We start from the raw sequence: 19,382 nt of genomic DNA on the forward strand, positions 1-19,382 counted from the left end.
AGGACTATTTCCAAAAAGCCCCCGCCTCCCCCGCCGGGGCTTTTTTCGTACCTTCGTTACCCCAAATTCCACCCAATTCCGACCTCGCTATGCAAGCAGCTCCCGTAGCTCCGTATAAGCCCCAGAACCACGTTCGTATCGTAACGGCGGCGGCCCTGTTTGATGGGCACGACGCCGCCATCAATATCATGCGCCGCATTATTCAGAGCAGCGGCGCCGAGGTAATTCACCTGGGTCACAACCGCTCGGTGCAGGAAATCGTGGACTGCGCCATTCAGGAAGATGCCCAGGCCATTGCCATTACTTCCTACCAGGGCGGCCACAACGAGTACTTCAAGTACATGTTTGACCTGCTGAAGGAACGCGGCGCCGGCCACGTGAAGATCTTCGGCGGCGGCGGCGGCGTAATTCTGCCTTCCGAGATTGAGGAGCTCGAGGCTTACGGCATCACTCGCATCTACTCCCCCGACCACGGCCGCGCCATGGGCCTGCAGGGCATGATCAACGACCTGCTCCAAAAGTCGGACTTCCCCACCGGCCAGAACCTCAACGGCGAGGCCGGCCACATAAAGGAGAAAGACGCCCGTAGCATTGGCCGCCTGATTTCTGCCGCCGAAAACTTCCCCCAGGAGTTTGAGCGCGTAAAAGGCCAGCTGATTGCTGATTTTCAGAAGTCGGAAGCGGGCAACGACCAGCGTATCGACCTACTCCGGCCGCAGCCAAGAAAGCGCCCATCCTCGGTATCACCGGTACGGGTGGCGCGGGTAAGTCGAGTTTAGTAGATGAGCTGGTGCGCCGCTTCCTGCTTGATTTCCCGGAGAAGACCATTGCTATTATTTCCGTAGACCCCAGCAAGCGCAAAACCGGCGGGGCTCTGCTCGGCGACCGAATTCGGATGAACGCCATCAACTCGCCGCGGGTGTACATGCGCAGCCTGGCCACGCGCCAGAGCAACCTGGCCCTGAGCAAGTATGTGCAGGATGCCGTGGACGTGGTGCGTGCCGCCGACTTCGACCTGATCATCCTCGAAACCTCGGGCATCGGCCAGTCGGACACCGAAATCATTGAGCACTCCGACGCCAGCCTGTACGTGATGACGCCCGAGTACGGTGCCGCCACCCAGCTGGAGAAAATCGACATGCTCGATTTTGCCGACGTCATTGCCCTTAACAAGTTCGACAAGCGCGGCGCCCTCGACGCTCTGCGCGATGTGCGCAAGCAATTCCAGCGCAACCACCAACTCTGGGACAAGCCCCTAGATGAGATGCCGGTGTTCGGCACCATTGCTTCCCAGTTCAACGACCCCGGCATGAACCGCCTCTACCGCGCCGTGCTGGGTACCGTAGAAGCTAAGACGGGGGTGCCCTTTGCCTCTCAACTTGAAACCAGCAAAGAGGACTCGGAAAAGATTTATATCATTCCGCCTCACCGCACACGTTATCTTTCTGAAATAGCCGAAACCAACCGCCAATATGATCAGTGGGTTCAAAAACAAGCTGACACTGCTCAGCAACTCTACGGAATCCGGCAAGCCATCGGAGCCGTCCAAAGCCTCCCCGGAAACACCACCGCTGGAGGACCTGGCGCCGGGAACAGCAGCAACGCCCCCAGCTCAGCAAACCTCATCACCGGCCTGGAGAGCACCTTCGATGAGATCAAGCTTCGGCTGGACGGACAGAACTGGAAACTCCTGGAGACCTGGCCGCAAAAGGTAGCCGCCTACAAAGCCCCGGAGTTTGTGTTCAAGGTGCGCGACAAGGAAATCCGCATCCAGACCCACACCACCAGCCTATCCAACCAGCAGATTCCGAAGGTCAGCCTGCCGCGCTACACCGCGTGGGGTGATTTGCTGCGCTGGCAGCTCCAGGAAAACGTGCCCGGCGAGTTCCCCTACACGGCGGGTGTGTTTCCCTTCAAGCGCGAGGGAGAAGATCCTACCCGCATGTTTGCGGGCGAAGGTGGCCCCGAACGTACTAACCGCCGCTTCCACTACGTATCGGCGGGCCTGCCGGCCAAGCGCCTGAGCACGGCCTTCGACTCGGTGACGCTTTACGGCGAAGACCCCGACCTACGGCCCGACATCTACGGCAAAATCGGTAATGCCGGCGTGAGCATCGCTTGCCTCGACGATGCCAAGAAGCTGTATTCGGGCTTCAACCTGGCTAATCCCAGCACCTCGGTGTCTATGACCATCAACGGTCCGGCGGCTACGCTGGCGGCTTTCTTCATGAACGCGGCCATCGACCAGCAGTGCGAACTGTATATAAAGGAGAATGGCCTAGAGGCAGAGGTTGACGCTAAGATCAATCATATCTATCAGGAGAAAGGCTTGGCTCGCCCCCACTACCAGGGCGAGCTGCCCGCCGGCAATGATGGCCTAGGCCTCATGCTGCTCGGCGTGACCGGCGACCAGGTGCTGCCCGCCGACGTGTACGCTACCATCAAGGCGCGCACGCTCAGCCAGGTGCGCGGTACCGTGCAGGCCGACATCCTGAAGGAAGACCAGGCCCAGAACACCTGCATCTTCTCCACCGAGTTTGCCCTGCGCCTCATGGGCGACGTGCAGGAGTACTTCATCAAGGAAAAGGTTCGCAACTTCTACTCGGTGTCGATTTCCGGCTACCACATTGCCGAGGCGGGTGCCAACCCCATTACCCAGCTGGCCCTTACGCTCAGCAACGGCTTCACCTTCGTGGAGTACTACGTGAGCCGGGGCATGGACGTGAACGACTTCGCCCCCAACCTGTCGTTCTTCTTCTCCAACGGCATCGACCCGGAGTACGCCGTAATTGGCCGCGTGGCGCGCCGCATCTGGGCCAAGGCCATGAAGCTGAAGTACGGCGCCAACGCCCGCTCGCAGATGTTGAAGTACCACATCCAGACCAGCGGCCGAAGCTTGCACGCCCAGGAAATCGACTTCAACGATATCCGCACCACGCTGCAGGCCCTCTACGCCATCTACGACAACTGCAACTCTCTGCACACCAACGCTTACGATGAGGCCATCACCACGCCCACGGAGGAATCGGTGCGCCGAGCCATGGCTATCCAGCTCATCATCAACCGGGAGCTAGGCCTGGCCAAAAACGAGAATCCGCTGCAGGGCTCCTTCATCATTGAGGAACTCACCGATCTGGTAGAGGAAGCCGTACTGGCCGAGTTCGACCGGATTACAGAGCGCGGCGGCGTGCTGGGCGCCATGGAAACCATGTACCAGCGCGGCAAAATTCAGGAGGAAAGCATGCACTACGAGATGCTCAAGCACACGGGCGAGTATCCCATCATCGGCGTGAACACCTTCCTCTCCTCGAAAGGCTCGCCCACAGTCATCCCGGCCGAGGTTATCCGCGCCACGGAGGAGGAAAAGCAGTATCAAATCACGATGCTGCAGAACCTGCACGCCCGCAACGCCGGCACCACAGAGCAGCGCCTGAAGCAGTTGCAACAAGTAGCCGTAGCCAACGGCAACCTCTTCGAGGAACTGATGGAAACCGTGAAATTTTGCTCGCTCGGCCAGATTACAAATGCGCTGTTTGAAGTAGGCGGACAGTACCGCCGGAATATGTAGAGGGAATACTTAAACCAGTATTCCTCAGCAAAATTTTTATTATAAGTAATAATGGACACTGTAAAAATTCAAGAACAGTTAGATAGTAACCGTCGATCAGTTGCTTTTGACAGTTATGACATAACTGTCAGACAACTCTATGATATGATAGCAGAGGATGCTATAGACGTTGCACCTGAATATCAAAGACATTTTATATGGGATGAAGTCCGTCAATCACAGCTAATTGAATCTATATTTCTTGGCATACCTGTGCCTAGTTTATTCATGGCTACTAATAAAGACGCCACATGGGAAGTTATTGATGGGCTTCAACGTTTGACTACAATAATTAATTTTATTGGCAACGATGAAACCATCAAGAAAGTAAATAAGAATTGTCATAAATTAAAAATAACTGGATTAGACAAATTAAACACTTTAAATGGCATACAGTATAATGACTTGCCAAAATCATTTCAACTTACGTTTCTAACTCGTCCTATTCGCGTAACTGTTCTTAATGATAGAAGTGATTTTAATTTAAGATATGATTTATTTGAGCGTCTCAATACTGGCGGAATCATACTTCATCCACAAGAAATAAGAAACTGTGTTTATCTCGGCGATTTTAATGATTTCATCAAATCATGTTCTGAGAACACAGATTTTAAATCCGTTGTAAAATTAACGGAAAAAGCTGAGCGAACAGGAAATCTAGAGGAACTCGTTTTGAAATTTTTTGCGTATTATGAAAATAGAGAAGCTTTTACACATAGTGTAAAAGGTTTTTTAAATGATTATATGTCATTCAAAACCTCTTCATTTAAGAACAAGAATGAGCTTAAGACATTATTTAATAAAACATTTAAATTTGCTAATGACTCTTTGCCAAATGGCATTGTTAGAGGTACCAGAAAAAATATAACTCCCTTAGTCTTATATGAAGCTATAGTTGTTGGTATTGCTGATGCGATAAACAGCAAGCAAAAGATTGATGCCAGCAAGCTTATTCCTTTACTAGATGATGAAGAGCTTAATCGATTAACAACTGGCGCTACTAACTCTAGAAGCAAACTTACACAACGAATAAATTATGTTAAAGAAAAATTAATATCATGAGTTTTACAAACGTAAGAACAAAGGCAAGAGGCCGATTTAGCGAAGCATTAACATATCTGAATTACATTGCCTCACTTGAACCGAATAACACAATGGATCTTACTTCAATTGAAGTAAAAATCATGCGTGGACTATTTCAAGTCCATCTTTATGCTGCGTTAGAAAAAACAGTGAATGAGTTAATTGAAAACACTCTTTCTTACATAAGTTCTAATAATATTAAGAGTCTTCATTATGCAAACACCTTTAGATCAATATCTCATATAAATAAATTAAAAGCGTTAAGAGATTGTAAATATGAAAATTTTCTTTCAAAATCAGCAGAAGTCTTTAGCGAAATGGAGAGTGAAAGCACACTCACCATTAGTGAAACTATCTTTTCCTCCAATCTTCAGAACGTATGGACAAAGACCATACTTGAGGTTATTAACGTTTTTGGAATTAAGAATTTCACAATAGATCCGATAACAAGAACTATTATTGATGAGTTAGTTGAAAGGAGAAATGCTGTAGCGCATGGCAGAGAAAGTGCATCTGTTGTTGGAGAGAGATTCAGGACTGATGTTTTAAGAGGAAGGCATGCATCTATTGTTCAATTTTCAAATCAATTAATTGATGTATTCGAGTTATATTATAATAAAAAGCTTTTTCTAAAGCCATATGCAAAAAAGCATTATTCTCTAACATAGTTATTAGGTATGTAGCACAAGTTTAGAATACCTGATCAACTATCACACGGGGCCGAGTACCCACTAGTACCTTAATAACAAAGCAAAACCGCGCCGCCTGGAGCTATCCAAGCGGCGCGGTTGCGTTACGGTCAGCAGGACTGCTATAGAGAGGGTTGCCCCTATTCCTGGCCTTGCTCGGCGAGAATCCGCTGGGCGATGTCGGTGTGCTTGTCGTCGGCTTGCTTGGCTTCTTGCACGCAGGCTTTCAGATTCTGCTCGGTTTGGGTGAGGCCGGCGGAGGAGGCATACGAGGCTACCGTGCCGAAGGAAGCAATCCAGTAGTGCAGGGCCAGCTGGCCGCTGGCAATGATGCCCAGGTCGCGCGTGGTGTCGGAAGTGGCTTTGGCCCGGATTTCCTTGCTCACGCGGTAGTGGGCCTCCAGGATTTCGTTGTTCTGGTTTTCGGCACCGCCTACTTCAGAAATGGCATCCTCAATACGCTGGGCCCACTTCTTGGAGGTTTCGTTGCCTTCCTGCAGGGCGGCTTTCAGCTCGGGGTGCTTGGCATCGTTGAGGATTTCGTCGGTGGCTTGGGCTGCCACTTGGCTGCCGGCCCGTTGGGCCGAGAGGCCGTCTTTGATGAGTTGTTTCAGGTCGTCTGTGTTCATAGCTCAGAAGGATAAAGGGTCAAGAGCAAGGTTTGCTTGCTCGTCTATTCCAACGGACTCTATCTCAGTTAGTTGGCCACCGATGTCATCAACAAACACCGCACATTTGTTTGACCTTACAGACTTATTATCAACATTTTACACGGGCAGGGTACTTGTTTAGGCCAGCAGCGAAGTAGTGTACTCACCGCTTGTTATTCCCTAAATACAATTACGATTTCTATCTAAAGGCTGGCCTACTATTACATGACTGCTATTACAATCATATAACTGATTGTCAGCATTATACAATCAGTTTCAAAAGGCATGTAGTTTGAGTCAGAATGCTGTGCCTTCACATGCAAATCGCACTTTAATAATACTCTCCTTCCACTTAGGGATAAGCCAAAAGAGAAGTGTTAAGAGTTGGTTAACTCACCTTTGAGGCCTAGCAAACCAGAGTGAGTAAGCTGAAAATGACAAGATCCTGTAGGTGACTCTGCGACAGCAAAGCATCTACGTCTTGAAAGTGAAGCAGGTACGTTTCGCTTGATCTTGCGACAGAGCTCTGAGCGAAGTAGAAGCTACGGAGAGCCTGGCGGCGGTCCTCTCAGTATTGGCAGCAGGTAACCCGCACTCCCTAGTTTGGGCGACACATCTAGGAACTCGGCAACTGCGTAGAGTACCCCGGGTATCCGTGGCTTTACCTGTTTGCAACTTGGAGAATGAGTTTACTTACTGCGTTTTTGGTGCTGGTCACCTGTTCCTCATTTCAACAACAAACTGACATCCCACCTCAGGCTCCTGATACGAGCATTGTTTATACCAAGCGGCGCATCGTGCTGCCCGAAGTGCCGCAGCGCGGCCGTATTCTGGACCGCCACGATTCGGTACTGGTAGCCACTCGTCCGCAATACCTCTTAAAACTCCCGCGCCGACCGCCGCTTGATACGCTGGCGCTAGGCCAGTTACTGGGTTGGGGCCACTACCATCCGCAGGCGCATTGCCGATGCCCTGCCGTACGAGGAAGCCCCTGCGGGGTACCCGGTACAGCTGCGCCTCACCGCAGCCGAAGCGGCACGGGTACGCCGCAAAAGCCGTGACTGGCCTATCCTCACCCTGACCGAAAGCCGCCAGCGCACCTATACCACCAGCGTGGGCGCCCATGCGCTAGGCTACATGGCAGCCGAGGCGGAGGCATTTTATAACCAAGCTCAGCGCTACCGCCGGGGCCGTTTCTACCAACTGCGCAACAGTGGTATAGAAGGCTACTATAATGGCATTCTTAACGGGCGCCGGGGCACGCTGCATCCCTTGGTGGATGAGCAAGGCCAGACGCAGGGCAGCTGGGCACCCGACACTACCTTTCAGCAAGGCCAGGATTTGCACCTGACCCTTGATATAAAGCTACAAGCCTACGCGGAGCAACTCCTGGGTCGCCGTAAAGGGTACCTGGTAGCGCTGGACCCACGTACCGGGGAAATACTGGCCTACGTGTCGGCGCCCATCTACAAGCCCGCCACCATTACCGCTCCCGATTTGGCTGGGGTACGCGCCAAGCTGCTGCAACAGGAAGGCATGCCGCTGCTGAACCGGCCGGCTATGCGCTTTAATCCGCCCGGCTCCGTGTTCAAGCTAGTGAATGCCGCCGTGGCGTTGCAATTGGGCGCCATCACCCTCTCTACCAGCTTTCGTTGCGACCAGAAACTCGTCAGCTGCGTGCATAAGCACCCGGCGCCGAGCAACCTTACCGCCGGGCTCAAGTACAGTTGCAACCCCTACTTCTATCAGGTAATGGGGAAACTCATCAACTACGTACCCGATAGTTTAGTGCAGGACACTGTAGCTGCCCGCCACGTCAACCTAGCCGAGTGGCGCCGCTACGTCCGCTCGTTTGGCCTAGACTCGGTGCTGGGCGTAGACATACCGCGCGAGGCACCGGGTTTCCTTCCTACCCCCGAGTACTACGATAAGGCCCGGGGCACCACCCGGTGGCGGTACCGCTCCATCTACTCGCTCAGCATTGGCCAGGGCGAAATCAATATGACGGGCCTACAAATGGCCAACATGGCCGCCATCATTGCCAACCGCGGCTGGTATTACCCTCCGCACCTGGTGCGAAGCGTGGGCGATGATGGACCGTTGCCACGCTTCACCGAGAAGCGTTATACCCTAGTGGATAGCGCCCATTTCGCCGCCCTCATACCCGGCATGATAGCCGTAATGCAGAAGGGCGGCACGGCCGATGCCTCTAGCCTAGAGGACGTAGGTATTACGGTGGCTGGAAAAACCGGCACCGTGCAAAACGACGAAGGCGACGACCATGCCGCTTTCGTGGGCTTTGCCCCCGCCGATAACCCCCAGATTGCCGTAGCGGTGTATATAGAAAATGGGGGCTTTGGAGCGGATGCTGCCGCGCCCTGCGCCGCCTTAGTTATGGAGAAGTACCTACGCGGTAATATTGCCCCCAAGCGCAAACGTTGGGAAGCGCGTATTCAGAGCCGTGCCCGGCATGGATACTAGTTAGTGCTGAGATACACTCTTTGTGTGCCCTTTAAACCATTTACCGAAGTAAAATAGTTAGTGCTGAGATACACTCTTTGTGTGCCCTTTAAACCATTTACCGAAGTAAAACTAAGCGCTGATCCAAGCAAACGCCCCCTATATATGCTCATTGATACTCTCCGCCAGTTGTTTCAACGTGACCTAAATCGGGTGCAGCAAGAACTCACCTTGTACAACGACGAGCATCTAATCTGGCGCGTTGAAAAAGGTATAGCTAATTCGGCCGGCAACCTATGTCTGCATTTGGTCGGCAATCTGAACACCTATATCGGGGCTGAACTTGGCGGTATAGCGTATACCCGGCACCGCGAATTGGAATTTTCGCTAAAAAATATTCCTCGGCTGGAGCTGCTGGAAATGCTACAGGACACCAGCTGCAAAGTAGATGTATCACTAGAGCAAGTAAACCCCGACATATTGACGCGGGAATACCCCATCCTGGTATTTGACCAGAAGACATCGACCGAATATTTCCTGGTGCATCTGGCCACTCATCTGGCCTATCACTTGGGCCAGATTAATTACCACCGGCGCTTACTCGACTCCGGGCAGCAGCAGCCTGTTTAGCTACACGCATAGGTAGGAGTTAAGACTTGGGGCCTGTGCTGTCCTCCTTTGCTATCTATGTTGCAAACCAGCATCGGGCTGCTCAGTAGCAAACCCGTTTACCTTGATAAAATGAAAGATCCAGAAAAGCCACCCGTTGCCGCCCCTGTTACTTTGGTTCGAGCCTTTGGGGTAGTAAGCGGCACGTTGCTGGTAGCGGGCATTGTGATTGGGTCCGGCGTGTTCAAGAAGATTGTACCGCTGGCGCAGAGTGGCCTAAGCGCGGAATGGATCTTGGCCGCTTGGGTGGTGGCGGGCCTAGTGACTATTTGTGGGGCCCTGAACCTGTCGGGCATGGCCTCGCTCACGGAAGAATCGGGCGGGGTGTACGAGTACCTACGGCTGTCGTTTGGCAATTTTGCTTCGTTTCTGTTTGGGTGGACAGATTTCGCCATCATTGGCTCCGCTTCGGTGGCGGCTCTGGCTTTCATTTTCGCTCAATCCGTTAACGCCCTGCTACCCCTGCCCAACCCGGCCCAAGCCTGGGCCCACTTCTCCATCGGCGGGCTCATTTACCCATTTGCTGACTCTGGCATTAAGCTCTTGGCTATTACTACCACGGCCGCGCTTACCTGGGTAAACTACCGCGGGGTGAGTGAAAGCGGGCGGCTCAGCAACGTCTTTACAGCGGCCAAAATTGGGGGCATTCTCCTGCTCATCCTCGCGGGCTTGTTTCTGGCCTCTCCTGACACGAGCGGCACCACGGCGGCAGTAGTACCCATACGGGAGGTGTCGTTGGGTAGTGCATTTTTTGGGGCCCTGCTTAGCGTGTTCTGGGCCTATGATGGCTGGGTAGACCTTTCCTTTGTCACGGGCGAAATCAAAAACCCACGGCGCAACGTACCCCGCGCCATCATCGGTGGCGTAAGCATAGCCATTGTGCTGTACGTACTGATCAACTACGTGTACCTGCGCACCTTGCCTCTAGGCCAGTTGGCGGCCGTGGGCCCAAACGAAATTGGGGCGGCAGTGGTAGCGGAGGCCTTGCTGGGCAAGTGGGGCAAGACAGGTGTTACGGTCTTGATACTGGTGAGCGTATTTGGCACGCTCAACTCGGTGCTGCTCTCGCACACCCGTGTGCATTTCCGCATGGCCCAGGAAGGGTATTTCTTTCCATCAGCGGCGGCAGTGCACCCCCGCTTCCGCACACCCTACCGCGCACTGGCCTACACATTTGCCTGGAGCAGCCTGCTAATTATCTCCGGCACCTTTGAGCGGCTGACGGACCTGGTCATTTTTGCCACCTTCCTGTTTTATGGCCTGCTGGCGGTGGCCGTGGTAAAAATGAAGCGCCAGGGCCGCATACCAGGTCCGGTGCCGGGCTACCCCTTTGTGCAGCTTCTACTCATCCTGTTCGCCCTTACGTTCACCGGGCACACGCTCATTACGCAACCGACTCAGTCGCTGCTAGGCCTAGGCCTCATTCTGACAGGGCTTCCGTTTTTCGTGTACTTCCGGCGGCAAGCCCGGATGCAATCGGCCAGTAGTGTCAGTGTAGAGGCCTAGGCCATGCAACAATGCGGGGGCGTAGCGGTAGTGCGGGCCAGTTGGCGCGCTCGGGTTACTGCAGAAAGTTGAACACCGCCTCTAGTACCTGGGCTGGCTTTTCCTCGAACATGTAGTGTCCACTATCCTGGAGCCCAATAACCTGCACATTTTCGGCTATGTGGGGCAGGCCCATACTCATGTGGTTGTAGGCCACGTAGCTCGCAATGCCCAGCACGGGCATGGTCAGGCGGGAGTAGGTATTGGCATCGGCAATGTCCTGGTTAAAGGCTTGGTACCAGCCAGTGGCAGCCCGGATGCTGTCGGGGTGGTTGTAAGAGGCGGCGTACACCTCCCGGTCAAATTCCGTCATGTGGCGCTCGTCAATCATCACGTACCCAAAGAGCCAGTCGAGCAGGTAGCGGAAGCGGCCGGCCAGCAGCTGTTCGGGCAGCTCCTTGGTCTGGTTGAACGCCATCCACCACATGTAGGGGTTGTCGCCATTCATCTTGGCCTCGAAGGTGCCGGGGGCGGGCAGCATAGTCATGTAGCGCATGCCTTCGGTGGGGTGACTGCCGTCTAACAAAATTACCTTGTCTGTGGCATCTGGGTAGTTGAAGGCAAAGCTGAGGGCTACCATTCCCCCGATGTCATGGCCCAGCAATGCTACTCTCGACAGGCCGAGCAGTTGTGTCAGGGCGTACACGTCCTGGGCCATGGTCTTTTTGTCGTAGCCCGCGGCAGGCTTCTCGGAGGTACCCATGCCCCGGATATCCAGGATGATAACGCGGTAGTGCGCGGCCAGCTGAGCCGCTACCGGGTGATAGGACCACCAGGTTTGGGGCCAGCCCGGCAGGCAAATCAGCGGCTCGCCGCTCCCCCCTTCCACATAGTGGAGGTGGATGTCATTGACGGTGACGTAATGATTGGTGAAGCCGGGTAGCTTCTTCACCAGCTCTTCGTCTGAGTAGAGGCCTAAGGCTTCTGCTGGCGTTGGGGCGCTGGGTTGGGCACCCAGGATGCCATTGTCTACTGCAATTGGAGTATACATAGGAATGATGTGGGGTAAAAGCAGCGGGTAACTGCCTGTTGCATGCTGCAAATTTCCCCGTAACCACTCCGGCGCACTGCCTGATTACTGCTTACTTCTTACAAATTCTTGCTCCCTTTACCCACTAGACTAGCGGTGCTGAAACGCGCGTGGGTTCTGGCCCACAGCCCGCTTGAACGCGGCCGAAAAGTGGGCAGGCGAGGCAAAGCCAAGCGCGTCGCTGATGGCGGCAACAGGCAGCTCTCCAGCGTGCAGCAACTGTTGAGCCCGCTTGATTTTCCAGTCCAGCACGTATTGATACGGCGAGCGTCCGGTAGTCAGCTTAAAACGCCGGGCGAAGTGAAAGACGCTTAGATTAGCTAAATCAGCCAGCGCCGCTAGCGTGATAGTCTGTTCAGCATGGGCTTCCACGTAATTATCTATGCGCGCCAGTACCGCCGCTGGCAGCCGCATGCCAACGCCCACAATGCGCCGCTCAAAAGAAGCATGATGCTCGATGAGATGATACCCCAGCGTGTTTACCAGCGACTCCGCGTAGAGTTGACCAAGCGCATGCTCACGCCCGGCCGCCGCCAGTAATTGACTTCCTAGGTAAGACAGCAGGCCATCCTCAAACCGAAACCGTTCGCGCAGGCTGAAGCGCACCAAGTCTAGACTTTGACGGGCTTTATTTTCCAACCACGCAGGTCGATATGTACATTGATGATGTTGGCTGGGCCGTTCCAGGCAGAAGGCCCGTACTCCCCGGCAGGATACAACCCTGCGTCGCCGGCCCGGAACAACCCTTCCTCAACCCGGTTCCCACTCGAGCGGTGAGAGGGCACCGCCTGCTCTGCCTGATGAATGAGCAACAGGTGTTGGGCATGAAAATGCGCCGGTACTCCCCCCGCCGCCAACTGATAGCGTTCAACCCGCAGCCCGGGCCACGGCTGCGCCGCGCTGGTTTCCACCGCTGGCTGATCATACAACTCAGAAGTGTAGGTAGAGTAGTTCATGCAAATGGAGTCTGTGTTCCGAGTAACCCTGGCACTAGCTGTATGTTCTGCTTTTGCGCTGCTCTAATTGGTTTGGATGTCTCCTCTGCAACCGCATGCTACCGCTTGCCAGCAACATGCCCAACGATGAGCCGGGCCGTAAGGTAACAGTCCAACGGGCAGTTCTGTGAAACAAACGGGTGCTACCTACAGCAGTTGTATCATGGTTTAAGCACTGATTAGATCTGTTCACCGAAAAGCGCAGAACCGACTTCCGGCAATTGGCTAGCTTTACCCCATGCGCACGTCTTTTAAGCGGTGGGAGAATATTTTGCTAGCTCTAGTGCTAGGACTAGCATCCTGCTCGTCCCCCGAACAAAAAACGAATACCCCAACACAGGACCCCGAAACCGGCGAGGTATACACTCGGCGCCGCGTAGTGATTTCCGACTCGCTCATCCGGGGCCGCGTGCTTGACCGCAACGACTCGGTGCTAGTAGACACCCGCCTACAATACCTGCTGAAGCTGCCACGCCGCCCCCCACTCGATACGCTGGCCCTGGGCCTATTGCTCGGCTGGGACTCCGTGACCGTCCGGCGGCGCATTGCCGATGCCCTCCCCTACGAAGGAATGCCGGCTGGCTACCCGGTTCAGCTTCGCATTACCGCGGCCCAGGCCAAGCGCGTACGCCGCGACAGCGCCAACTGGCCCAACCTCCTTCTAACCGAACGCCGACAGCGCGTGTACACAACTAGCGCGGGTGCCCCCGTGCTGGGCTACTTAGGGGCGGAGGCACAGGCCTTCTACCGCCAAGCGAAGCGCTACCGGCGGGGGCGCTTCTACCGCTTACGCAGTGGTGGGGTTGAAACGTACTACAACGGCCTGCTCAACGGCCGCCACGGCTACTTGCACCCTTTAGTAGACGCGAAGGGTCAGCAGCACGGCACCTGGGCCAAAGACACTACCTTTCAGCAAGGCCAGGATCTCCACCTGACTATTGACGTGAAGCTGCAGGCCTATGCCGAGAAATTGCTGGGCGGCCGCCGGGGCTACCTCGTGGCCCTAGATCCGCTAACCGGGGAAATTTTGGCTTACGTATCGGCGCCCGTGTATGACCCGGCTACCATCACCGCACCCGACCAGGCCGGGGTGCGGGCTACGCTGCTGGGGCACGAAGATATGCCCTTGCTGAACCGGCCCGCCATGCTGGCCAACCCGCCCGGCTCCGTGTTTAAGCTAGTAAATGCTGCCGTGGCGTTGCAGCTTGGCGCCATCACGCCGGCCACGGCCTTCCGCTGCGACCAGTCGCTGGTGAGCTGTGTGCACCGCCACCCCCAGGCCAATAACCTGACTTTAGGGCTGAAGTATAGCTGTAACCCGTACTTCTACCAAACAATGCAGAGCCTTATTAACCGTATGCCCGACAGCCTTGCGGTGGATACGGTGGCTACCCGCCACGCCAACTTAGAACTGTGGCGGCGCTATGTCCGGTCGTTTGGGTTAGATTCGGTGCTGGGCGTGGATGTGCCCCGCGAAGCGCCTGGCTTTCTACCTACCGCCGCGTATTATGATAAGGCCCGCCGTACTACTCGCTGGACGTACCGCTCTATTTACTCACTCAGCATTGGACAAGGCGAAATTAACCTGACGGGCCTGCAAATGGCCAACATGGCCGCCATCATTGCCAACCGCGGCTGGTACTACACACCTCACTTGGTACGCCAGGTTGGAATGGGTGGGCCACTGCCGCGCTTTACCGAAAAGCACCGCACCCTTATCGACAGCGCCCACTTTGCCGCGCTAGTGCCCGGTATGGTAGCCGTTATGCAGCGCGGCGGCACCGCCGACGCCTCCAGCTTGGCCGATGTGGGCATTACAGTAGCTGGCAAAACCGGCACCGTGCAAAATGATGAAGGCGACGACCACGCGGCTTTCGTTGGGTTTGCCCCCGCCAACAACCCCAAGATAGCCGTGGCAGTGTACCTCGAAAATGCCGGCTTCGGGGCTACGGCCGCGGCGCCGTGTGCTGTACTAGTAATGGAGAAATACCTACGCGGCAGCATTGCTCCCAAACGCAAACGTTGGGAGGCGCGCATTCAGCGCCGCGCCCGAAACGGGTACTAGAAATTACTAACCGGGTCCCATACCAACGCTTCCGCTGCAAAGCGGCTTTCGGTAGCAAGGATAGCCAGTAGTAAGCCGTATAAACCAACTAGAAACTACCAGGTGAGCTTTGCTAGCTATACCATAAAAAAGGCTGCCTCACGTGTGTGAGGCAGCCTTTTCTTTATACCTACTAAGGTAGAAGCACAGCTCTACGCAGCATCCAGCGCCTCGCGCAGCTCCTTAGCAGCGGCAGCAGGGTCAGCGGCTCCGTAAATAGCGGCACCAGCTACGGCCACTACTACGCCCGACTGCTTCACGGCGGCAATAGTTTTTACGTTTACGCCACCAGCAATAGATACTGGTACCCCAGCCCGAGCCGCTTCGTCGATGAGTACCTGAATGGAGTAGCCGGGCTGCGCCTGCTCGTCGAGGCCAGCGTGCAATTCCACAAACTCAACGCCCAGGGCGGTTACTTCCTGCGCCCGCTTTACACGGTCGGCAACCCCAATAGTGTCTACCACCACGCTCTGCCGTGCGCTTTGGCGGCTTTCACCGCTCCCTCAATGGTAGCATTGCCCGTAGCGCCCAGAATTGTGATGTAGTCGGCGCCTGCCTTGAAGGCCATATCAGCCTCTAGTTCGCCCGCATCGGCCGTCTTGAAGTCAGCAAACACCAGCTTATCAGGGAAAGCCTGCTTCATAGCGGTGATAACCGCCAAGCCTTCGCTCTTAATCAGCGGGGTACCCAGCTCAATGATATCAATGTAAGGCGCCACTTTCCCGGCGAGTTCCAGGGCATCTTTGGTGGTCAGAAGGTCAATTGCAACTTGCAGCTTTGCCATGTTATTCAAATTTTAATCTACTGTTAATCAATTAACTACAACCTGATTGTTACTCCAGGTTGGCGTGTCTTTTCCAAAGTTCTTCGGCCGGTGTACCGTCTTGGGCCCACAAAGTCTGGAACAGGGCATCACCGAGAAGCAGCACCGCTTGCTCGAACAGGCTCCCGGCATACTGCTGGGAAATGGTGCCCCCATGATCCTGCTTTTGTGCCGCCGGCAGCACAACTACCTGGGTGGCGAGTTTGGCCAAGGGCGACTCAGCAGTAGTAGAAAGTGCTACTACCTGCCCTTGGGCGGCTACCGTTTTTTCGGCGGCCTTCACAATGCTGCTTGTAGTGCCGGAGCCGGAGCCTGCCAACAATAAGTCGCCGGCTCCAATGGCGGGCGTGGTGGTTTCACCAACCACGAATACACTGAGGCCCAAATGCATAAGTCGCATGGCAGTGGCCTTCAGGGCCAACCCTGTACGCCCGGCGCCCACAACAAAAATCCGATTGGCCTGTTGAATCAGCGGCAGAAGCGCAGCCACTTGCTCAAAGTTGATTTTTTCTAGTAGCGCCTGATTTTCGCGCACAACCAGTTCCAGGTTGCGGTGCACAGCAGCAGCAGGCGTTTGTTGGGTTGGGCTCGGCATCAGGGTAGCGGTGAAATGGACAGCAGGTACTCCCGGGGTGAAAGTGCTGGCAAAGGTACCGGGTACTGGTGCGGAACAGGTTATACAATCAGCGCATCATATGGGACTATTTGGAAACGCTACAATGCCTAGTAGCTATTTTTTCTCAGCAATAGGTAGTAATTTCAGAATAGTGATAGTGCCATGAAGTAGAAACTCCCTGCCCGTTGCTCCTCGCTTACAGCCGCTTCTCTCCGCTTGGCGTCCTTACCTAGGTATCCTATGCCCTTCACCCTAAACGACACACTGATCTACGTTACGAACTTGGCTAATTGCCCAGGCAGCTACCTTGATGACCCCGTGCGGCGGGAGTTCTTCGAAATTGTCTGGCTTCAGAACGAGAATGCCCTGCACACCCTGAAAGACGCCACGCACGCATTGAAGGGCGACTGGATGTACCTGATACCGCCCTACCGGGTGCACCAGCTTAATAAGGCCGGTAAACGGGGCGTGCTGATTTCCTTTCGTCGCGAAGTGCTGGACGAGGACGTGAAAGAATTCCTGCTCGACGTTTTCAAGATTTTCAATATCCAAGGAGAGTTTTCGTGCCTACCTATTGACGCTTCAACGGCCACCCAGCTACACAAAATCTACGAACTCATTGATTCAGAATACGAACAGCCCGACAGCAGTCTTCTGATTCTTAAGTCGTTACTAAAAGTACTACTCCTAACCCTGGTGCGGGTGAAGGAGCAGGAATTCACCACGCAGGATGTCAACCAGAAACGCGTTTATGATTTCATGGTGCTGCTGGAAATGAACTACCAGCACATTCGGAACACCGATTTTTACGCCGCCAAGCTCAGCATCAGCTCCAAACGCCTAAACCAGATACTAAAAGAGAAGCTGGACAAAACCGGTATGCAGCTTATTCATGACCGTATTATTCTGGAAGCAAAGCGGCAGATCATCCATAGTGAGCACACCATCAAGGAAATAGCCTACTTGCTAGGCTTTAAGGATCGTCCGTATTTCAGTCGTTTTTTCAAGCAGCACACCACTCAAACGCCCGAGGAGTTTCAGAAGCAAGCGCGGCAGCATATCAATTCCAGGTTCAATACGCTGGTAGACTGAGTTACTACCCTTAGGCGGCAAATGCGCTAACCTACCGCCTACGCTACCCAACCCCAACCCACGGTCGTTTTCACCTCTTTCCTTACCACCCATGACGATTACTATTGCCCAACATTCAGCCCACCCGCTTACTGTAAACCGTTTCGGCTACGGCACCATGCGCCTAACGGGCCCAGAAGTGTGGGGCGAGCCAGCTAACCGCGCTGAGGCCCTGGAAATCTTGCGCACGGCGGTGCAATCGGGTGTTAACTTTCTGGACACCGCCGATTACTACGGAGAGGATGTCACGAACCGCTTGCTAGCAGAAGCCCTACATCCCTACCCCGCTGACTTAGTTATTTGCACCAAGGTAGGCGCCACCCGCCGACCCGATAAAAGTTGGGTGCCCTTCAACACACCCGAAAACCTGCGCACCAGCATTGAGAACAACTTGCGGACCCTGCGGCAGGAGCAAATTCAGTTGGTACACCTGCGCCTGATGGGGCCCGGCCCGGTGCCACTGGCAGAGCAGCTAGGCGCCCTATTTGAGATGCAGCGGGAGGGAAAAATCCTGCACGTGGGCTTGAGCAACGTAACGCGGGCCGAGCTGGAAGCCGGCTTGCAGTTGGGGCCCATTGCAACGGTAGAGAACATGTACAGCTATGCCCAGCGTACCACCGTATCGCTACCCCACGGCGCCAACCCAGGCGGGGAGGAAGTGCTGGACCTCTGTGAACAACACGGCATTCCCCTCATTCCTTTCTTCTCCCTGCTCCACGCCTTGCCCAAACAGCTTGACAAAATTGCCGAGGTAGCTCGTCAATACCATGCTACGCCCGCCCAAATCAACCTGGCCTGGCTACTGCACAAGTCGCCTTGGATTCTGCCAATCCCGGGTACTTCGTCATTGGCCCATCTGCGCGAGAACCTGGCGGCAGCCAGCATCAAGCTAACGGCGGCAGATATGGCGTACCTCGGTTAGTAAGTAACCCCTGGGTTGGTTGCGTAGCTGATTGAGAACAGGAGCTTTGAGCACATAAGCTTCTCCAGCGGAGTCAAACCAGAGGCACCTCACTACGTGAAAGATCAGAGCCAGACTATGACGCAGTACCTTGTGTTATTAGCAGATTGGTTTGTATCATTCGACTTCAACTTGAGGAGTACTTGGTGGCAATGAAGAACAGCACGTGGTATAGAATACTAGTGGTCTTTCTGGGGGTATTGCTTGTGAAACCAGGCCAGGCGCAATCCTTGGCGGGTATTTGGCAAGGCGTGGAAACCGACAGCCGCGAACCGGGACAAACTTGGCCGTCGGAGATGCGGGTACAGAAGGGCAAGGATGCGGACCTGTTCGGCATCCTCTACCAAGAAGTGGGTGAGCAACCCAACATATCTGTCACGTTTCAGGTGGAGGCTACGCGCACAGCCGCCGGCATGCGCCTAGACCACGTGCGCAAGCTCACAGAAACGGGCCGCAGCCCCGTTAGCTACTGGTGTGAGGGCTCCATCAGCTTCACCTACGACCCCAAACTGGAAAAGCTAACCGGCCAGGCAACCTACCAGCCAGTGGGCGACTGCGACATTGGTTCGTTTACGTTTTACCGCGTCAAGCTGCAGTCGGCGGCTACGGTGCGCGCCAACGCAGCCACTACTATTCGGGTATCGGGGCGAGATGTGCGCTGGTATGCCGATGCCGAGCTAAAGAAGCCCCTAGCTACCGGCAATTCCTACGCCACTAAGCTGCGCGCCACTACGACCTATTACCTCACCCAGGGCTACTACCCCACCCGACAGCGGGCCGTCACGCCCATTACAATTAACGTAACGGGGGCCGGCGCGGCGCCCAAACCAGCCGCGCCCGTGCCGCCGCGCCAGGTGCCACTGCCCACCCCGCCAGATACAGCCCGCTTGGATACTGTGCGCCGCAACCCAGCTCCCCTAGTGGTGCCCACGCCGGTAGTACTGCCAACCGTGTTGTTCCACCAGGGCAAGGCCGATCTGCTGCCTGAAAGCCGCCCCGCCCTCAACCAGCTAGCGACG

17 protein-coding genes and 2 pseudogenes are annotated in these 19,382 nt (G+C 54.8%); 12 read left to right on the forward strand and 7 right to left on the reverse strand.

The window, feature by feature from the left end; genetic code table 11:
* Positions 1-89 precede the first annotated feature (89 nt).
* The 4 genes and pseudogenes from VI25_RS28925 to VI25_RS24770 form a co-directional block, all read left to right on the forward strand.
* Positions 90-630: pseudogene (locus VI25_RS28925) on the forward strand (cobalamin B12-binding domain-containing protein); the annotation flags it as partial.
* Positions 631-742: 112 nt separating this feature from the next.
* On the forward strand, positions 743-3,568 hold the full coding sequence (locus VI25_RS14940) for a methylmalonyl-CoA mutase family protein (protein WP_410503435.1): 2,826 nt from the start codon (positions 743-745) through the stop codon (positions 3,566-3,568).
* Between the two features lie 51 nt (positions 3,569-3,619).
* Positions 3,620-4,669 (forward strand): DUF262 domain-containing protein, encoded by a 1,050-nt coding sequence (locus VI25_RS14945; protein ID WP_045690120.1) that lies wholly within the window; start codon positions 3,620-3,622, stop codon positions 4,667-4,669.
* Positions 4,666-5,358 (forward strand): MAE_28990/MAE_18760 family HEPN-like nuclease, encoded by a 693-nt coding sequence (locus VI25_RS24770; protein ID WP_152981642.1) that lies wholly within the window; start codon positions 4,666-4,668, stop codon positions 5,356-5,358. The genes VI25_RS14945 and VI25_RS24770 overlap by 4 nt, the downstream gene beginning before the upstream one ends.
* 161 nt (positions 5,359-5,519) lie before the next feature.
* Here the strand turns inward: VI25_RS24770 and VI25_RS14955 are convergent, their stop codons facing one another.
* A complete protein-coding gene (locus tag VI25_RS14955) occupies positions 5,520-6,008 on the reverse strand; it encodes a ferritin-like domain-containing protein (RefSeq protein ID WP_045690118.1) in 489 nt (162 codons plus the stop codon).
* A gap of 704 nt (positions 6,009-6,712) precedes the next feature.
* Here VI25_RS14955 and VI25_RS24775 point away from each other — a divergent pair.
* The 4 genes from VI25_RS24775 to VI25_RS14975 all read left to right on the forward strand — a co-directional run bounded on the left by VI25_RS24775 (position 6,713) and on the right by VI25_RS14975 (position 10,664).
* Positions 6,713-7,090 (forward strand): hypothetical protein, encoded by a 378-nt coding sequence (locus VI25_RS24775; protein WP_152981643.1) that lies wholly within the window; start codon positions 6,713-6,715, stop codon positions 7,088-7,090.
* The gene (locus VI25_RS14965) at positions 7,041-8,510 is read left to right on the forward strand and encodes a peptidoglycan D,D-transpeptidase FtsI family protein (RefSeq protein ID WP_410503436.1); all 1,470 of its coding nucleotides are present in this window, start codon (positions 7,041-7,043) and stop codon (positions 8,508-8,510) included. Before VI25_RS24775 ends, VI25_RS14965 begins: the two co-directional genes overlap by 50 nt.
* A 144-nt stretch (positions 8,511-8,654) precedes the next feature.
* Positions 8,655-9,119, forward strand: coding sequence for a DUF1572 family protein (locus VI25_RS14970; RefSeq protein WP_045690123.1), 465 nt, complete (start codon positions 8,655-8,657; stop codon positions 9,117-9,119).
* A gap of 111 nt (positions 9,120-9,230) precedes the next feature.
* Positions 9,231-10,664 carry an APC family permease gene (locus VI25_RS14975; RefSeq protein ID WP_161806953.1) on the forward strand — a complete coding sequence of 478 codons (1,434 nt, stop codon included), beginning with the start codon at positions 9,231-9,233 and terminating at the stop codon, positions 10,662-10,664.
* Between the two features lie 55 nt (positions 10,665-10,719).
* Here the strand turns inward: VI25_RS14975 and VI25_RS14980 are convergent, their stop codons facing one another.
* The 3 genes from VI25_RS14980 to VI25_RS14990 form a co-directional block, all read right to left on the reverse strand.
* A complete protein-coding gene (locus VI25_RS14980; protein WP_082455573.1) occupies positions 10,720-11,694 on the reverse strand; it encodes an alpha/beta fold hydrolase in 975 nt (324 codons plus the stop codon).
* A gap of 129 nt (positions 11,695-11,823) precedes the next feature.
* Positions 11,824-12,372, reverse strand: a complete 549-nt coding sequence (locus tag VI25_RS14985; RefSeq protein WP_152981644.1) for a helix-turn-helix transcriptional regulator — start codon at positions 12,370-12,372, stop codon at positions 11,824-11,826.
* Positions 12,345-12,689 (reverse strand): hypothetical protein, encoded by a 345-nt coding sequence (locus VI25_RS14990; protein ID WP_045690114.1) that lies wholly within the window; start codon positions 12,687-12,689, stop codon positions 12,345-12,347. Before VI25_RS14990 ends, VI25_RS14985 begins: the two co-directional genes overlap by 28 nt.
* 277 nt (positions 12,690-12,966) lie before the next feature.
* Between VI25_RS14990 and VI25_RS14995 the strand changes: the two genes are divergently transcribed.
* The gene (locus VI25_RS14995; protein WP_052695533.1) at positions 12,967-14,793 is read left to right on the forward strand and encodes a peptidoglycan D,D-transpeptidase FtsI family protein; all 1,827 of its coding nucleotides are present in this window, start codon (positions 12,967-12,969) and stop codon (positions 14,791-14,793) included.
* A 191-nt stretch (positions 14,794-14,984) separates the two neighbouring features.
* Here VI25_RS14995 and VI25_RS25945 read toward each other — a convergent pair whose 3' ends face one another.
* Genes VI25_RS25945 through hxlB form a run of 3 tightly spaced genes read right to left on the reverse strand, consistent with a single transcriptional unit; the run spans position 14,985 to position 16,250 of the window.
* Positions 14,985-15,299, reverse strand: a complete 315-nt coding sequence (locus tag VI25_RS25945) for a hypothetical protein (RefSeq protein ID WP_201783315.1) — start codon at positions 15,297-15,299, stop codon at positions 14,985-14,987.
* Positions 15,290-15,616 (reverse strand): orotidine 5'-phosphate decarboxylase / HUMPS family protein, encoded by a 327-nt coding sequence (locus tag VI25_RS25950; protein ID WP_201783316.1) that lies wholly within the window; start codon positions 15,614-15,616, stop codon positions 15,290-15,292. The genes VI25_RS25945 and VI25_RS25950 overlap by 10 nt, the downstream gene beginning before the upstream one ends.
* Positions 15,617-15,665: 49 nt before the next feature.
* Positions 15,666-16,250: a 6-phospho-3-hexuloisomerase gene (gene hxlB, locus VI25_RS15005; RefSeq protein ID WP_045690113.1), complete on the reverse strand. Its 585-nt coding sequence runs from the start codon at positions 16,248-16,250 to the stop codon at positions 15,666-15,668.
* A gap of 261 nt (positions 16,251-16,511) precedes the next feature.
* Here hxlB and VI25_RS15010 point away from each other — a divergent pair, with 261 nt between their 5' ends.
* The 3 genes and pseudogenes from VI25_RS15010 to VI25_RS15020 all read left to right on the forward strand — a co-directional run.
* Positions 16,512-17,363, forward strand: coding sequence for a helix-turn-helix domain-containing protein (locus VI25_RS15010; protein WP_055562625.1), 852 nt, complete (start codon positions 16,512-16,514; stop codon positions 17,361-17,363).
* 91 nt (positions 17,364-17,454) lie between these two features.
* Positions 17,455-18,324, forward strand: coding sequence for an aldo/keto reductase (locus VI25_RS15015; RefSeq protein ID WP_045690112.1), 870 nt, complete (start codon positions 17,455-17,457; stop codon positions 18,322-18,324).
* 191 nt (positions 18,325-18,515) lie between these two features.
* A pseudogene (locus VI25_RS15020) lies at positions 18,516-19,382 on the forward strand (hypothetical protein); the annotation flags it as partial.

The organism is Hymenobacter sp. AT01-02, from assembly GCF_000961955.2.
Classification (GTDB): domain Bacteria; phylum Bacteroidota; class Bacteroidia; order Cytophagales; family Hymenobacteraceae; genus Hymenobacter; species Hymenobacter mucosus.

Coding starts and splice junctions, on each gene's coding strand:
- VI25_RS14945 (WP_045690120.1), top strand. CDS start 3,620: ATGGACACTGTAAAAATTCAAGAACAGTTAGATAGTAACCGTCGATCA.
- VI25_RS24770 (WP_152981642.1), top strand. CDS start 4,666: ATGAGTTTTACAAACGTAAGAACAAAGGCAAGAGGCCGATTTAGCGAA.
- VI25_RS14955 (WP_045690118.1), bottom strand. CDS start 6,008: ATGAACACAGACGACCTGAAACAACTCATCAAAGACGGCCTCTCGGCC.
- VI25_RS24775 (WP_152981643.1), top strand. CDS start 6,713: ATGAGTTTACTTACTGCGTTTTTGGTGCTGGTCACCTGTTCCTCATTT.
- VI25_RS14970 (WP_045690123.1), top strand. CDS start 8,655: ATGCTCATTGATACTCTCCGCCAGTTGTTTCAACGTGACCTAAATCGG.
- VI25_RS14975 (WP_161806953.1), top strand. CDS start 9,231: ATGAAAGATCCAGAAAAGCCACCCGTTGCCGCCCCTGTTACTTTGGTT.
- VI25_RS14980 (WP_082455573.1), bottom strand. CDS start 11,694: ATGTATACTCCAATTGCAGTAGACAATGGCATCCTGGGTGCCCAACCC.
- VI25_RS14990 (WP_045690114.1), bottom strand. CDS start 12,689: ATGAACTACTCTACCTACACTTCTGAGTTGTATGATCAGCCAGCGGTG.
- VI25_RS14995 (WP_052695533.1), top strand. CDS start 12,967: ATGCGCACGTCTTTTAAGCGGTGGGAGAATATTTTGCTAGCTCTAGTG.
- VI25_RS25950 (WP_201783316.1), bottom strand. CDS start 15,616: ATGGCAAAGCTGCAAGTTGCAATTGACCTTCTGACCACCAAAGATGCC.
- hxlB (WP_045690113.1), bottom strand. CDS start 16,250: ATGCCGAGCCCAACCCAACAAACGCCTGCTGCTGCTGTGCACCGCAAC.
- VI25_RS15010 (WP_055562625.1), top strand. CDS start 16,512: ATGCCCTTCACCCTAAACGACACACTGATCTACGTTACGAACTTGGCT.
- VI25_RS15015 (WP_045690112.1), top strand. CDS start 17,455: ATGACGATTACTATTGCCCAACATTCAGCCCACCCGCTTACTGTAAAC.